Below are 14864 nucleotides of genomic sequence, written 5' to 3' on the forward strand. Positions count from 1 at the left end.
CTTTTATGAATATAATTTTCTATATATCCTTAGAAATATTTTTAGCATTTATAGCTGATAAAAAGCTAAAAGCCGGGAGTTGTGATTTAAAAACTCAAGATATCAAGACTTTAATCGTTGTAACTCCCATTTTTTATGTATAACATGAGAATATGTTTATCAAGAACTTTTCCTCGCGCCTTGAGCGCCTATTTTTTTTATGGATATTCAATTAATCAACATCGGTTTTGGCAACATTGTTTCCGCTAATCGAGTAGTTGCCATTGTCAGTCCAGAATCTGCCCCAATTAAGCGCATTATTACCGATGCCAGAGATAGAGGGCAACTGATAGATGCCACCTATGGTAGACGAACTAGGGCTGTCATTATCACTGATTCCAGTCATGTTATTTTATCAGCGATTCAGCCGGAAACGGTAGCAAATCGGTTTGTCATTTCCCGTGAGCATCAGACTGCCGATAACTAATTATAGGTGGGGTTAACAGCTAGTTAGTGTTTTACTAACAAAAGCTAACAGATGCTCACATTTAATCAAGATTTATCTCTACTCGTTGACAAAAAAATTGAGACTTGAATCCCTAAAGTGCTTGTCGGCTGTCAACCCCTCCTATTTATGCTATATCGACGCTAGGATATCAATTAGACAAGTGTTCTGTCACTGGTGCTACAATTCTAATTCTTTAGTCTCGCAACAAAGCATCAGACTAATGAATAACGTTTATTGATGAACTCAGAAGTTGAAGGGATAATGCAAGTCTTACCCATACCTAGTGGTGCTACTACCCCAGAAAGTCCGTCTTTGGGCAAACTGATTGTTTTAACTGGTCCTAGTGGAGTTGGCAAAGGAACTTTGATGCAAAAGCTCCTCCAACTTCATCCAGAGCTTTATTATTCAGTATCTGCCACGACTCGTTCTCCCCGTCCAGGAGAAATTAATGGCCAAAATTATTACTTTATCACCCGCAGCCAGTTTGAAAAATTAGTTGCTCAAGGGGAATTTTTGGAATGGGCGGAATTTGCTGGTAACTATTACGGAACTCCCCGTGCAGCGGTGCTTGAGCAAATTCAGTCTGGTAAGTTGGTGATACTAGAAATTGAATTGGAAGGGGCAAGACAAATTAGGGCTTCCTACCCTAACGCACTGAGTATTTTTATACTACCGCCTTCATTTTCAGAACTAGAGAAACGGATAAGGGGAAGAGGACAAGATTCTCAAGAGGCGATCGCTCGTCGTCTAAATCGCGCCCAAGAGGAAATAGAAGCAGCAGCAGAATTTGATCTTCAAATTGTCAATGATGATTTTGAAACTGCTTTAAATCAAATTGAAGCTGTTTTATTTGGGTAACAGGTAATAGGTAATTGGCGAAATTGGCGAAAATGATCAACAATTACCAATCACGAATTACCCATTACCACAGATCAAATTAACCGATTAAACCTTGGATCAGTCCAGAGTTGACAGTCAAAAAGAAAGCAACTACAGCGCCACCAATACCACCGATTAAGAAAGCACTGGCAAAGTTGTTCCAGTTTTCTTTGGAGTTAAAAGCATCCATTGGAGGATTAGGTACAGTCACACTGGGAAGTGCTGGTGCAGGATTGCTGTTAGCATACAAGGATAGACAAGCGGTAAGAATTACTACCAAACCGATACTACCCAACAAACCAGCTAAGTTAGCGTTAGCAGCATCCCGCAGGGGACCTAATTTATCAAAAGGTCCAAAGAGCAAGTAACCATGAGCCATGCCTACTTCTAATCCACGTCTAAAAGGATTTAGTCCAGGACGATAAGCGGGTAAGTTACCAATAAACCACTTAACCAGGGGAGAAGAATTGACTGGGGTTTCCAAATTTCCATCTTGAGGATTACCGCCAGCTGCTCTTACAGTTTCCCGATTTCTGGGATCACTGGGGAGATTTTTGGATGCGTTTACTGATTGTGCCATATTTTATGTTGCCTCAAAATTCGAGCTTCAAAATTCAAAAGGGGTGGCATTGATTGAGTTATCAGTAAACAGCAATCAGATTTAATGTATTTACTGGGTACTGTTTACTGATATCAACCCGTTTTACCCTATGGTAGAGGGTGGAAAAGTAGGTCAGGGAAGAAGCGGTTAAATTCGATCAAAATGCCCGCTGTAATGGTCAGCCAGATAGTAGCGGCTACAGGTGCTGTAGAAATGAACTTAATCAAATAGGATGATTGTTCGCCTTTGTCAGCCATGAATTGAGTCTCCAAAAAACAAGTGAATGAGAGCAGATGAATTAGCGTGGAGAAATAGTGATTTCTGAATCCTTAGCGGTTAATTCACCAGAGAGAAATTCTTTGATTGCAGCAGCAGGCCAAGCAAACCCAGTGGCAATGATGGGTAGTGCTAAACCCAGATCGATTTGGATTTCTTTTTGCTCAGTATCAGATTCTTTCTTAATCGCTTGTAAGTAAGCGCGGCCAACCCAGCCGATCCAACCAGCGATATACAGAAAGAGAATGCTGGGGATTAAAAAGTCTCCAGCCCGATCCAAGCGACCATCAACAATCAAGTGAGGATAGCCTTCAGGACCACATAAAGCCTGAGAATAGCGTTCAAACCGCTTTTTACCAGATTCAGGGTCAGCGGTGGTATTACGGGCATTTAGGGCAAGCTCTTGAAAAGCGGGAGAATCTTTACAGGGAACAAGGTTAGCGCCCAGAGCATTAGCTGAGGGGGCAAAATTGAACCAAAGACCAATCGCTAAAATCAAAGCAAACAATCGTCTCATTGAGTTGTTTCCTTTTATTACAAAACAAGAAGTTTTTTGTACAACACGAAGCGGCTTGTACAATGTTTAATTTGGATAACTAGCAAGTCATCATACTCTTGGCTGGGAATCGAGTAAAGTTTAAGTAAATAAAAGTTAAAGCTTCGCAACCAAAAGTAAGGTTTGGGATTGGGGACTGGGGACTGGGGACTGTGGACTGGGGACTGGGGACTGGGTAATAAAGTCTTAGCAATCACCAATTACCAATTACCAATCACCAATCACCAATTACCAATGACCAATCACTAATCACTATGACAACCGTTTTAGCGATCGAAACAAGTTGTGATGAAACTGCTGTGGCAATTGTCAAGAATCGTCAAGTGTGCAGCAGTATCATAGCCTCGCAAATTCCCATCCATCAGCAGTATGGTGGGGTAGTTCCAGAGGTAGCTTCAAGGCAACATTTAGAAATAATTAATCAGGCAATAGCCCAAGCTCTCGATGAAAGCGCAATGAACTGGGGACAAATTGACGGGATTGCCGCCACTTGTGCGCCTGGACTGGTAGGAGCATTGTTGGTAGGGTTAACGGCTGCCAAAACCCTGGCTATGGTGCATGAAAAACCATTTTTGGGAGTTCATCACCTGGAAGGTCATATCTATGCTACTTACCTAGCACAACCCAATTTAGACCCCCCATTTCTTAGCTTACTCGTTTCAGGCGGACATACAAGCTTGATTTATGTTAAAGATTGTGGTAATTACGAAACTCTAGGAGAAACCCGTGATGATGCTGCGGGTGAGGCTTTTGATAAAGTGTCAAGATTATTAAAGTTGGGGTATCCCGGCGGACCTGTGATTGATAAATTGGCGCAGACAGGTGATCCCCAAGCTTTTGCATTACCAGAAGGAAGAATTTCCCTACCAGGTGGGGGTTATCATCCCTATGATGGCAGTTTTAGCGGTTTAAAAACAGCCGTATTAAGGTTAGTGCAGCAGTTAGAAAAAGATGGTGGACAATTGCCCGTAGCTGATATTGCGGCCAGTTTTCAAGAAACAATAGCCAAAGCCTTAACCAAAAGAGCGATCGCCTGCGCTCGTGACTATGGTTTAAATACAATTGCCGTAGGTGGAGGTGTAGCGGCTAATAGTGGACTAAGAAAGCATTTACAAGCGGCTGCCGCCGAGCATAATCTCCAAGTCCTATTCCCGCCCTTAAAATTCTGTACTGACAATGCCGCCATGATCGGCTGTGCTGCGACTGACCATCTTTCCCGTGGACACACATCTTCTCTCACCTTGGGCGTTCATTCTCGACTGCCTTTAACCCAAGTCATGCAGTTGTATGAGAGGTAGGTGGCAGGGGTGGCAGGGGTGGAAAAGGAGGTTAATAACCCAATCACCAATTATCGGTCCCCAGTCCCCAATCACCAGTCACCAGTCACCAGTCCCCAATAACCAATGACCGAATATGATCAGCAACGGCATCTGGTTGTTCTAACATTGCCAGATGTCCACAATTAGGAATTTCAATAAAATTATCACCAACGTATTGAAAAAGCCGATGAAAGCTGGCTAAATGGCGTACATATTTGGGTTCCATAAGCTTGTCATCCGCACCAGCTAAAAAATAAACTGGTTGCTTGATTTGTGAAACTAACTGAGGTAAGCGGTTCACTTCTTCCTCTGTTGTAGAGTCTAAAAGCGTTCCTAGGGCAGCTTCGGAATCGGCAACAACAAAATCAATAATTCGTTGACGCGCCCAAAAACGGTCTAAAGGACGTGATACACTGGCTCTGGTAAAGAACAAATCAATCCAAGGCACTTGGTAAAGCCAGCGTGGCCGAACTTGGAGAAATTTTTGACCCTTTGAGCGAAACTGCTCAAATGCTTCTTTAAGATAAATTCCACCACCAGCATTAATACAAATAACTCCTTTAACACAGTCAGGTAATTGAGCCGCTGTCCATAGAGCAATAGTACCTCCCAAAGAATGACCAATCAGCCAAACACTCTTGAGATTGAGAACTTCCAGCAGAGCTATTAAATCTTGAGAGTATGCGAAAGGAGAATACAGAGAATCAGCAGTATAGCTAACTAATTTAGGATCTGTGGTGGAATTGAGCTTTAGTTTGTGCAGTTTTTGGGCGTTTCGGCTGTGATTAAAATCAAATTTTGCCTGAGACTGAGATTCACCAAAACCTCGCAAATCATAAGACAAGCACTGAAAATCAACTGATAGGCGAGAAATCACAGGTTGCCAGTATCCACGACTGTTGAGCCAACCGTGGATAAACACTAAAGCATGGGGGCAAGAGGTGGGAGCCGTTAACTCATAAGCGTGGTGAACGCCGAAGATTTCTATTGTTGCCATATCCATATCGTAACCCGAAGAGCGGGAGCGACTAAATACGGACAGGAAAATAGTTTATGGGACTGGGGAAGTGGGAAGCAGGGGAGCTTTCTAGCAGGGAGCAGGGGGAAGTTATTTGTATTTTTCCCAATCACCAATCACCAGTCACCAGTCACCAATCACCAATCACCTACTTAATGACCAAGTAACCTTTGTCGGACTCCTTCAGCGATTCTGTTACCGAGATATTCAGGAATCAGGCTTTCGTTTGGACCGAGCAAGTAGAGTATTAGCCGAGTACGTCCCCGCCAAACCAATAAATTGGCATTGACTACTAATAGGTCTTCTTGCCAGATGGCATACATGACTTTATAAAATAATCCTGGTTGATTATCGGCTTCAATTACCAAAGCTGGGAGATGAAAAACAGGATCAACGTAAAACTCGGTTTGTACCTGCTCTAAACTAGCATTGAGGTTAAATTCGACGGCTAACATCTCTTCTACCTCAAACCGACTTCCTAGAGCCTCACGAATGGCACGACAAACATTTTCGGCGGTTTTTTCGGTCAGGGCTTTGCTGCCACGGGACACTAGCAGTTTGATAAAAACTAACATTGGTGGTTGAATCTGACCATAGAGACTCAAACCGTGAATAGTTAAACCATAAGCTGCCAGCACACCAAAAATATCGCTGAGGAGAAAAGACTGATTACGATATGCAAAATGCAGCGCACTTTTGCTACCTTCCGGCTTGATCTCGATCACAGCCCGTCTGGTTTTATATAGACGGTATGCTAGTCGCAAATTTTGCAATTGTATCTCACTGCTAACAAATTGCTCATAAAATTGGGGAAACGCTCGGTTAAAACGTTTTAGGAGTTCCAGTGTTGAGGATTTTAAACCAGAAGTCATTGTTGGAGGTAAGACTTGCTTGCTTTGTTAACGAAGGCAGGAGACAGGAGGCAAGAGGCCTATTGTACGGGGGATTTATACCCCACTTCAAAAATTTTTTGCTTTCAAAGGCGTTAGCGTAGCGGGACGAAGTGCGGTTTTAGACCCGATTTTTTTGATAAAAATAAAGCTATAGCCGTAGTTGTAGACAGAGTAGTTAGGACATCAATTGATCATGAAAGTCTTACTAAAATAGGGTTTTACTCCTGACTCCTGACTCCTGACTCCTGCTATAAAACTGTGTTATTTACTACTTGGCTATTATATTTTTCCGTTTTGGCCGCTGGAGCATATATTTTACCTAAAGGTGAAAATAGAGGTAGAAGTTTGATATCATACTAGCTAATAAGGGAAATTCTACATAATTTATTGTTTTCATCTATTTGTTTGTTGGCGGTTTAAGTTCACAATTTGGCTAAGGCGATCGCCTCCATTGTCTTTTTTGCTGTCAATCTTGGGCAAATGATTCTGTTTGGGTCTGCATCAGCGGCAAATTCATCAAAATTATAGATATGGATACATCAAAATACCTGATCATGTAGTATCTTGATTTCAGTGGCACAAAAAATCAACCACTAAAAACAATCCAGCAGATGAAAGCCCAGGAATTTGCCAAAAATACCCTGTGCTTTAGCTAGGTGATTGTAAAAACAAAATGCTAAAGTTAAAAATGATTGGTTTGAAACTTTTAGTAACTGGCTGTCAAAAGTCCCCATCCCGAAAACACCCAACGTAATTTTTTAGGTTAGGTGTCTGGAGATAGAACAGAGACAGTGTTTTTACTAATGATTCAACACTCTCAAGCAGAGTAACCAATTCAGTCATGTTACCCGAACCACGTTGGCATGGGTTTTTGGAAAACTTGGTTTAGTAGTTCTGAATCTGTAGCGACAAATAAAACGACCGCATTTGATGAGTATGCACGGGGAGATAGAGGCAACTCTAGTGCCGGAAGCGATAGTATCGTTTTTAGCACTGAACGCGATATCGACTTGTATGAACTAGAAGAACTCTGTGATGCGGTGGGTTGGTCTCGTCGTCCTCTGAGAAAAGTAAAAAAAGCCATTGAACATAGTTTTCTCGTCGCTTCTATGTGGCAAGTACGAGGAAACAAAAGGCGTTTAATAGGTTTTGCCCGTGCTACCTCAGATCATGCTTTTAATGCCACTATTTGGGATGTGGTAGTTCATCCAGACTTCCAAGGTCAAGGTATGGGTAAGGCATTGATGAAATATGTCCTCAAAAAACTCAGAAGTGAAGAAATTAGCAATGTTACTCTCTTCGCTGACCCTCATGTTGTAGATTTTTACCGGACTATGGGTTTTATGCCTGACCCAGAAGGTATTAAAGGGATGTTTTGGTATCCTCAATGATCCTCAAGCAAACAAAACAGGTTGCCGCCATCAATTCGCTATCATACCTAAGATGTGCTATTATTGTTTGGTTGACCGATAAGCGTTAATCTATCAGTATCAACTTTTTCAGGCTAAGTCAACAGAAAAACTCTTATTAAGGAAGTGATTTGATTTTTTTCCCAGTAATTTCCCAGTAAGGGGTTGGCAATCTGTTTTTAGTATGATATAGTTAGAAAGATGCTTGAGCTAAACATAATTTTTGTTATGTATAGCTAAACTATCAACAGTAAAAAGTTTTCCGGGATGTAGCGCAGCTTGGTAGCGCGCCTGCTTTGGGAGCAGGATGCCGCAGGTTCAAATCCTGTCATCCCGATTTTAGATAAATATTAAGATTCTGGTAGCACTGTTAATTTGCTATAAGTTCACTAATAGGTGAGTAAATAGTATAGATTATATATTTTTTATTGGGTTATTGATAAAAGTTCCTAATACATACTAATAACCCAAGTTGCTAGTTAGGAATAGGAGTCAGGAGTCAGGAGAAAGAATGAATTATGATGGTGTTCCCTGCTTTTTTGCTGTTTACTTATCCTTGTTACTTCGATTTGAGAGCCTTTCTTGCAGAACTAGCAACTTACGTGAATAAATAATTTATAACAGGTGACTATTGACAGTACAAAAAACCTGTGAGTGTCTAAGTTTTAGTTTTGGTTAATATCCTGAGCGCCTTATCTACAGCTATAAAAAACTCTGTTAATCGGAAATGGGAACGATTTATCAAGTTCTAGCGTCACGGAGAAACGAGAAAAATAAAGCAGGAGTCAGGAGTCAGGAGTCAGGAGTAAAACTGGCGAATGTGTATAGGCTTCAATTGAGATTCTGTACCTCATTTATCTGGAATCTGCTGTAAAACAAAAAACAATACAAAACAAAAAACAATACAATACAATCAAATATAATTGTTGTGAGCAAGAGTCCCGGAAATCAAACCCTGCTGGAGAATATAATAGAAAAATACAGCATTTATTCGTGAATAGCAAGGCAAAATTCCCAACAATTAGCACAATAAAGTTATTTAAAGCTAAAATAGCTGGTTAGATAATTAAACTTGGTTTTGTTGGTATAAATTTTTACCATTTTTTGATCGTCTAAGTTAATTCAAGTATTGATATTGAGATAAGGAGTATTTATGAAATCATTGGTTCGCTGGGGCTTAACGCTGGGTTTAGTAGGCAGTACCTTACTGGGAAGCGTGGTAGCTGTTGATTTTCCTGTACTGGCATTATCAGAACAACAAGTCAAAGAAAAATTGGATTCTGTACCAGTTTACTTGATTACGAATGATCAGGGTTTACCGTTGAGTCGGACTATACCCTCACAAAATGGACAACCAGGGGCTTCAGTGACTGGTGTATATATGAGTCGGCAGGAAGCTTTGGCGTTTATCAAAGAATTGCAAAATGCCAAAAATAAAGACCCAAAACTAGAAGCAATGGCCAAACAGTTGCAAGTTACCGCTGTTCCTCTAGGTGTAATTTATCAGCAATTGCAACAAAGTAAAAACCAACAGAATAGACTGTTATTTGCGTTCAAACCTGTAGATAAAGAAGTCAAAGGCGCACTAACTTTACTGAATGCAGGTGGTCAAAAAGTGAATCAATTTAAGAGCGTGCCTGTATTTGCGGTAAGGTTTGCACCAGATCAAGGCTATGTACCAATTCAATTAGGTGCGAATAATCAGCAAATGATTCCTTTATTCTTGAGTAAACAAGATGCACTAGGTTTATTGAACCAAGTGAAACCAAAGTTTCCTAAAGCTGATATTCAGGTAATAGATGTGGATGGGGTGATTAAAACTTTGGAAGATAAAAATGATTCTTGGTTAAATCAGGTGGTTTTGGTTCCATCCCCAGAGTCTAGAGAATATATTAGGACTTTGCCTAAAAACAATGCTGCCAAGCAGAATAATGCACCTTCTAAACGGCGTTAATCATGGCAAAGCAACAGTCAGTTACTGGTATGGAAGTTTGGCAGTGGCGTAATCAAGCACTGAAAGATGCTTTATCTACGGACATTTCTCCTGTAGAAGTTGATTGGCTGTTGCAGGAAATAACTGAGTTAGACCGCTTGACACTGCATTTAGAGTCTTTCAAATCATGGCAGCAAATTAAAATGCAGTTATCTTTGACAGAGTTAGACAGGTTATGGCAAAGACGTTTGCATGAACGCTTGCCGATACAGTATATTGCTGGGGTGACACCTTGGCGCTATTTTAAACTCGCTGTGTCAAATGCGGTTTTAATTCCTAGACCGGAAACAGAGATTTTGATTGATTTGGCCGTAAACGCTGCTGAAAGTAAGGGGTTACAATCAGGTCATTGGGCAGATTTGGGGACTGGGAGTGGGGCGATCGCTCTTGGTTTAGCGGAGGTATTGACAAATGCTACGATTCATGCTGTAGATGTCAGTGCTGAAGCTTTAGAGGTTGCGAAAACCAATGCGGAAAACTTGGGTTTTAATAAACGAGTTAAATTTTACCAAGGGGATTGGTGGAAACCCTTAGAAAACTGGAAAGGTCAATTTAGCGGAATGGTATCAAATCCGCCTTATATTCCCAGTGATACGGTACTAACATTACAACCGGAAGTAGTGAAACATGAACCCCATCTAGCATTAGATGGTGGTGCTGATGGTTTAGATTGTATTCGTCATTTAATCGCAGTTGCTCCTGCTTATTTGCGTCTGGGTGGGGTTTGGTTAATTGAAATGATGGCGGGACAGGCGGAAACGGTGCAAGAATTGTTGGAAACTAATGGTAGTTATTGTGATATTTCTATTCATGCAGATTTAGCAGGAATAGAACGTTTTGCGGTAGCTTATGTAAATATGTAGAATGTCCTGGATCTGATTTTTTCTGCATCAGGATTTTCAGGATTTTTATTGTCAGAATCAGGATATCCAGGATTTAAGGATGTTCAGGATGTGATTTAATAGGAATTTGGTGATTTTTCAAAATTTGATTTTGTCAGAATCAGGATATCCAGGATTTAAGGATGTTCAGGATGTCATAATTATTATATAGTTTAATTTATAATTAAACCAATTATGTTACCTGTCACCTGATATTTGCCGGTTATATCTAAAAATAGATAAGTAATTTTCTGATATTTATTTATGAATGTTTCTCTAGAAGTTCTCATCAACTCTGCAAAAGCTGGAAAACTAATTAGTTTCCCCACGGATACCGTACCTGCACTAGCTTCTCTACCCGCACAGGCAGAATTGATTTATACTGCTAAACAACGCAGTTTAGATAAACCTTTAATTTTAATGGCTGCTAAAGCCGAAGATTTATGGGATTATGTAAAAGGAAATAAGACTGAATATCAAATTTGGCAGGAGGTAGTTAATCAATATTGGCCTGGTGCGTTGACTTTAGTGTTACCTGCTAGTGAGAAAATTCCTCAAGTTATGAATCCTACTGATCCAACGACAATCGGAATTAGAGTACCCAATCATTTAGTTGCCCAAAATATTTTAGCACAAACTGGACCAATGGCTACCACTAGTGTTAATTTATCAGGACAACCAGCTTTAGAAAATCGAGCAGAAATAGAACTGAATTTTCCTGATCTTCTCACTTTAGAAGCGACTGAATATAAAGGTTTGGGAATACCTTCTACTGTTGCTAAATGGACAGGGAATGATTGGCAAATTTTGCGCCAAGGAGTAATTACAATTGATAATTGATAATTGATAATTGATAATTGATAATTGATAATGGTACTCAAGAGTAAAATTTTATATGACTAGCTTAAATGAATGGTTATATCTAGGATCAGGAATAGGTTTAGGAATAGGTTTTTGTAAGTTATTCCTACAGTCATCTAAATCTTCATCCATTCTTGTGGAAAATGCCCCAAAACAGCAAGAAACCAAAGTTTTATCAAAAACTTTAGACAAATTAAACCAAACCCAATTAGCCTACCAAATGGCTAGGGAAATGAGCCAGTTTCAAGCGGGTTTTTTAGCTAGAACTACCCATGAATTGCGATCGCCCCTCAATGGTTTAATAGGATTACATCAATTAATTTTAAATGATTTGTGCGAAAATCCAGAGGAAGAAAGGGAATTTGTTGAACAAGCTTATGAGCGATCGCTAAGATTGCTAAAAATGATTGATGAAATTCTCAGTGTTGCTAGAACAGAACACGGAACAAATAAATTAGAAATTCAGCCTGTACAGTTAACTAAAGTTTTAGAAGAAGTTCATAAATTAACTTATATGCTGGCTGCAAATCGCAATTATCCTTTTACTATATCATTTCCTAAACCAGAGATTTACGTTTTAGCAGATAACCGCTGGCTACGTCAAATATTGGTGAATTTAATAGATACTACCATTTTACAAATGGAAGAAGGTAGTATTCATCTTTCCAGTAGTATTGCACCTGCAAATACAGCTACAAATAATATTATTAATAATGTTGTGCATATTTATCTAGATGTCCCCACTCATGCTATCATCTCTAGTGAAGAAATAAATTTGATTGCCTCTGAAAATAAAACAACTCAAGAAAACATAAAAGACAATATAAAAGACAATATCAAAGACAATATAGAAATCTCATCAGGAATGAAACTATTACTTAATCAAAAATTACTAGAAACGATGGGAGGAAAACTAGAAATTATCTCCTCTCCCATCACCACAGATCCCATCACCACAGAAGTAAAACAAGATTGCACCAGACTACAAATTTCTATCCCCCTAGTGACTCCTGAAGCTGAACTTCTCCAGTCGGAATAGAACCTAAATCCGATTGATTGTATAGTACCATTGTCGTGGTATTATTAGTTTGAAAACCAATCTTTTCATAGAATTTTTGTTGATGAGTTGTCATTAAATAAACTCTCTCCACTTGCATAACTGGGTGAGCTAAAACTGTTTCTACTAATTTGATTCCCAGTCCCTTACCTTGATATTTTGGATGAATGACAACATCCCAAATTGTAGCGCGATAGATGCCATCAGAATTAGCTCTTGCAAAACCAATTAGTTGTTCTCCATCCCAAACAGAAATTACAGGTTTACTATTAGCAATGGCTATGCTTAAATCCTCTATACTCCGCCCTTTTGCCCAAAAAGCGGCTATATTAAATAAGTTTTGAAGTTGGTAAAGATCAATTTTTGCGCGGCCTTCACTAAACTGAATTTGAGGATTTTCCATTTATAGACACCCAATTGTCGTAGTATCTTCGTTTCTGTTATGGCATATTTTCCTGGAAATTACTGCAACTGTATATATATATGCAACTGCATGAATATTAATTTTTTATCAAGAATTATTTTGTCTACAAAATCCCCACAAACAATCATTAAACAACATCCTGAAAATCCTTAAATCCTGGATATCCTGATTCTGACAATTTTAACCCTTGACAAAATTCTCAGTTTCGATTATGCTAATGTTATAGGTGGAAAAGAGTGCGCCCATATATATCATATATTAATATTTCAGTGCCATTTTCCCCATTGATGTGATATGCTAAAAGCAATACCTCCAAAATTTTGAAAAAATTTGATCGCCTGACGGCGATACAAGAAAGGGAAAAAGAAAAAGTGTAGAGGGTAAAAGGGTAAGAGAGTAAAGAACTAAAGAGTCCTTGCGCCGGAAACTACCAACCGAAACCCGTCGTTGTAGTCCCTGTAGTCTGGGACGTCGTGGCTACGAAACGCAGAACGGCAAATGCTGGGGTTGTTGTACCAAGAACCACCGCGCAGCAGCCTATAAGAGCTTCCGCCAATCAAAGCACTACCATTTGTAGGCGCGTTTATATAATTTTCGTGCCAGTCATCTTCACACCACTCCCAGACATTCCCGTGCATGTCGTATAAACCAAAAGCGTTAGGGGGAAAAGAACCTACATCTGTTGTTTGTTGACGACATTTGCCTTTTGCACCGGAATTATAGGAGTAATTACCATCGTAATTTACCAAATCTGTGGTAATAGTGTTCCCAAAATAAAATGGTGTGGTTGTTCCGGCTCTACAGGCGTATTCCCATTCAGCTTCGCTGGGTAGACGATATTTTTTACCTGTAGCTTTACTTATTCTAGCACAAAATTCCTGTGCGTCAAGCCATGAAACTCTTTCCACTGGTTTATTTTTACCTTGAAAGCGGGAAGGTTGAGGATTGAGATCCTGTTTAATTTTTGATAACGCTGCTACCCGTTCCCATTGTGCCTGAGTTACAGTAAACTTGCCCATGTAAAATGGTTGAATAGTTACCCGATGCTGGGGACTTTCTGAATCACGTCTCTCAGGTTCATTTTCCGGTGAACCCATTAAAAAACTTCCCCCCGGAATAGCAATCATTTCTAATAATACACCATTACCTAAATTTTCCTGAAATGATGTATGAGTATTCCTGAGTTGAGGTTTAATGATCGTTGGTTGAGGTGGGTTAGTGGGGGGAGAAATCAACTGTTGAAAAATTTGTTTAAATGGATTATTAGAAGTTGGTTGTGGTTGCGGAGGTTGGGGGTTAGGAATAACAACAGTTTTTTGAGGAATGGGATTATTTAATGCTGCTAAAACTTCTGCTGCTGAATGATAACGTTTTTTAGGAATATCTTGCAACATTGTTTCTAAAATATCAGTTAATTCCTGACTTAAAGAAACATACTTTTGCCATTGCCATTCCATATTTATAGTATCAAACAAGAAATCAGAACCATCAATTTTTTGAAAAAGTCCCGTCAATAAACGTATACAAGTTACAGCTAAACTATAGAGATCACTGCTGTGATAAACCATCCCCCGAAATTGTTCCGGTGGTGCATATCCAGGAGTTCCGGTAATAGTTCCCACTCTATTTAAAATACTACCACTTGTTTCTTTAGAAACGCCAAAATCAATCAGGAATAATTTACCGGTTTTGCTTCTAATAATGTTTTCTGGTTTGATATCTCGATGAATGACTTTGTTGTCATGGATAAATTGCAAAACAGGCAATAACTCTGTTAAGATAATTCTAATTTGTGGTTCGTTTAATTTACCTTGAATTTGTAATTCTTGCAGTAAATTTTGCCCATCAATAAATTCCTGAATTAAATACAGTCTACCATCTTGGGGAAAGAAAGCTAGTAAATCAGGAATTTGCGGATGTTTACCTAATTCTTGCAGTCGTTGAGCTTCTTGTTGAAATAATTCCGTTGCTTTTTGTAAAGATGAACTTCCTGCTTGTTGGGGTAAAAATTGTTTAATGACACAGGGTGTATTTAATCTTTTGATATCTACAGCTTGAAAAGTGCGTCCAAAACCACCTTCTCCGATAAATTTCAGGGGGAGATAACGATCATCTAAGATGATTTTAGCACCGCAACGTTCACAAAAATTAGTACCTGGGGGATTTTGGTAAAGACAGTCAGGATTGAGACATTGACTCATGGTAGTTGC

General features: G+C 39.5%; 15 protein-coding genes and 1 tRNA gene. 9 read left to right on the plus strand and 7 right to left on the minus strand.

All coding sequences use genetic code 11. The annotated features are described in order from the left end of the window. The first annotated feature begins 199 nt into the window (after window positions 1-199). Complete coding sequence (remA, locus tag K2F26_RS15790) at window positions 200-466, plus strand: extracellular matrix/biofilm regulator RemA (RefSeq protein WP_096565850.1); 267 nt, start codon at window positions 200-202, stop codon at window positions 464-466. 279 nt (window positions 467-745) lie between these two features. Continuing rightward, window positions 746-1345: a guanylate kinase gene (gene gmk / locus K2F26_RS15795; protein ID WP_220611903.1), complete on the plus strand. Its 600-nt coding sequence runs from the start codon at window positions 746-748 to the stop codon at window positions 1343-1345. Between the two features lie 79 nt (window positions 1346-1424). On the opposite strand, the gene K2F26_RS15800 is transcribed toward gmk, so the two are convergent. From K2F26_RS15800 to K2F26_RS15810, 3 genes are all read right to left on the minus strand, one after another. Next, window positions 1425-1946 carry a photosystem I reaction center protein subunit XI gene (locus tag K2F26_RS15800; protein WP_220608589.1) on the minus strand — a complete coding sequence of 174 codons (522 nt, stop codon included), beginning with the start codon at window positions 1944-1946 and terminating at the stop codon, window positions 1425-1427. A 128-nt stretch (window positions 1947-2074) separates the two neighbouring features. Further along, complete coding sequence (gene psaJ, locus K2F26_RS15805) at window positions 2075-2224, minus strand: photosystem I reaction center subunit IX (protein WP_096565856.1); 150 nt, start codon at window positions 2222-2224, stop codon at window positions 2075-2077. Between the two features lie 41 nt (window positions 2225-2265). Then, a complete protein-coding gene (locus K2F26_RS15810) occupies window positions 2266-2760 on the minus strand; it encodes a Photosystem I reaction center subunit III (protein WP_096565858.1) in 495 nt (164 codons plus the stop codon). Window positions 2761-3053: 293 nt separating this feature from the next. Between K2F26_RS15810 and tsaD the strand changes: the two genes are divergently transcribed. Beyond that, window positions 3054-4097 (plus strand): tRNA (adenosine(37)-N6)-threonylcarbamoyltransferase complex transferase subunit TsaD, encoded by a 1044-nt coding sequence (tsaD, locus tag K2F26_RS15815; RefSeq protein WP_220611904.1) that lies wholly within the window; start codon window positions 3054-3056, stop codon window positions 4095-4097. A gap of 85 nt (window positions 4098-4182) precedes the next feature. On the opposite strand, the gene K2F26_RS15820 is transcribed toward tsaD, so the two are convergent. After that, window positions 4183-5115, minus strand: coding sequence for an alpha/beta fold hydrolase (locus K2F26_RS15820; RefSeq protein WP_220608590.1), 933 nt, complete (start codon window positions 5113-5115; stop codon window positions 4183-4185). Between the two features lie 173 nt (window positions 5116-5288). Then, window positions 5289-6008: a hypothetical protein gene (locus tag K2F26_RS15825; protein ID WP_220608591.1), complete on the minus strand. Its 720-nt coding sequence runs from the start codon at window positions 6006-6008 to the stop codon at window positions 5289-5291. Between the two features lie 884 nt (window positions 6009-6892). On the opposite strand from K2F26_RS15825, the gene K2F26_RS15830 reads away from it, so the two are divergent. From K2F26_RS15830 to K2F26_RS15855, 6 genes are all read left to right on the plus strand, one after another. Next, window positions 6893-7420: a GNAT family N-acetyltransferase gene (locus K2F26_RS15830; RefSeq protein ID WP_220608592.1), complete on the plus strand. Its 528-nt coding sequence runs from the start codon at window positions 6893-6895 to the stop codon at window positions 7418-7420. Between the two features lie 281 nt (window positions 7421-7701). Then, a tRNA-Pro gene (locus K2F26_RS15835) sits at window positions 7702-7775 on the plus strand. 816 nt (window positions 7776-8591) lie between these two features. Then, complete coding sequence (locus K2F26_RS15840) at window positions 8592-9392, plus strand: Tic22 family protein (protein ID WP_220608593.1); 801 nt, start codon at window positions 8592-8594, stop codon at window positions 9390-9392. A 2-nt stretch (window positions 9393-9394) separates the two neighbouring features. Continuing rightward, window positions 9395-10294, plus strand: coding sequence for a peptide chain release factor N(5)-glutamine methyltransferase (gene prmC, locus K2F26_RS15845; RefSeq protein ID WP_220608594.1), 900 nt, complete (start codon window positions 9395-9397; stop codon window positions 10292-10294). Window positions 10295-10576: 282 nt separating this feature from the next. Then, window positions 10577-11152 (plus strand): L-threonylcarbamoyladenylate synthase, encoded by a 576-nt coding sequence (locus K2F26_RS15850; protein ID WP_220608595.1) that lies wholly within the window; start codon window positions 10577-10579, stop codon window positions 11150-11152. A gap of 55 nt (window positions 11153-11207) precedes the next feature. Then, a complete protein-coding gene (locus K2F26_RS15855) occupies window positions 11208-12212 on the plus strand; it encodes a sensor histidine kinase (RefSeq protein WP_220608596.1) in 1005 nt (334 codons plus the stop codon). Here K2F26_RS15855 and K2F26_RS15860 read toward each other — a convergent pair. Continuing rightward, window positions 12166-12633, minus strand: a complete 468-nt coding sequence (locus K2F26_RS15860) for a GNAT family N-acetyltransferase (RefSeq protein WP_220608597.1) — start codon at window positions 12631-12633, stop codon at window positions 12166-12168. The genes K2F26_RS15855 and K2F26_RS15860 overlap by 47 nt on opposite strands. Before the next feature lie 425 nt (window positions 12634-13058). Continuing rightward, entirely contained in the window at window positions 13059-14855 is a 1797-nt protein-coding gene (locus K2F26_RS15865) for a bifunctional serine/threonine-protein kinase/formylglycine-generating enzyme family protein (RefSeq protein WP_220608598.1), read from the minus strand. Between the last annotated feature and the right edge of the window lie 9 nt (window positions 14856-14864).

This window comes from Sphaerospermopsis torques-reginae ITEP-024 (assembly GCF_019598945.1).
In the GTDB taxonomy this organism is placed as follows: domain Bacteria; phylum Cyanobacteriota; class Cyanobacteriia; order Cyanobacteriales; family Nostocaceae; genus Sphaerospermopsis.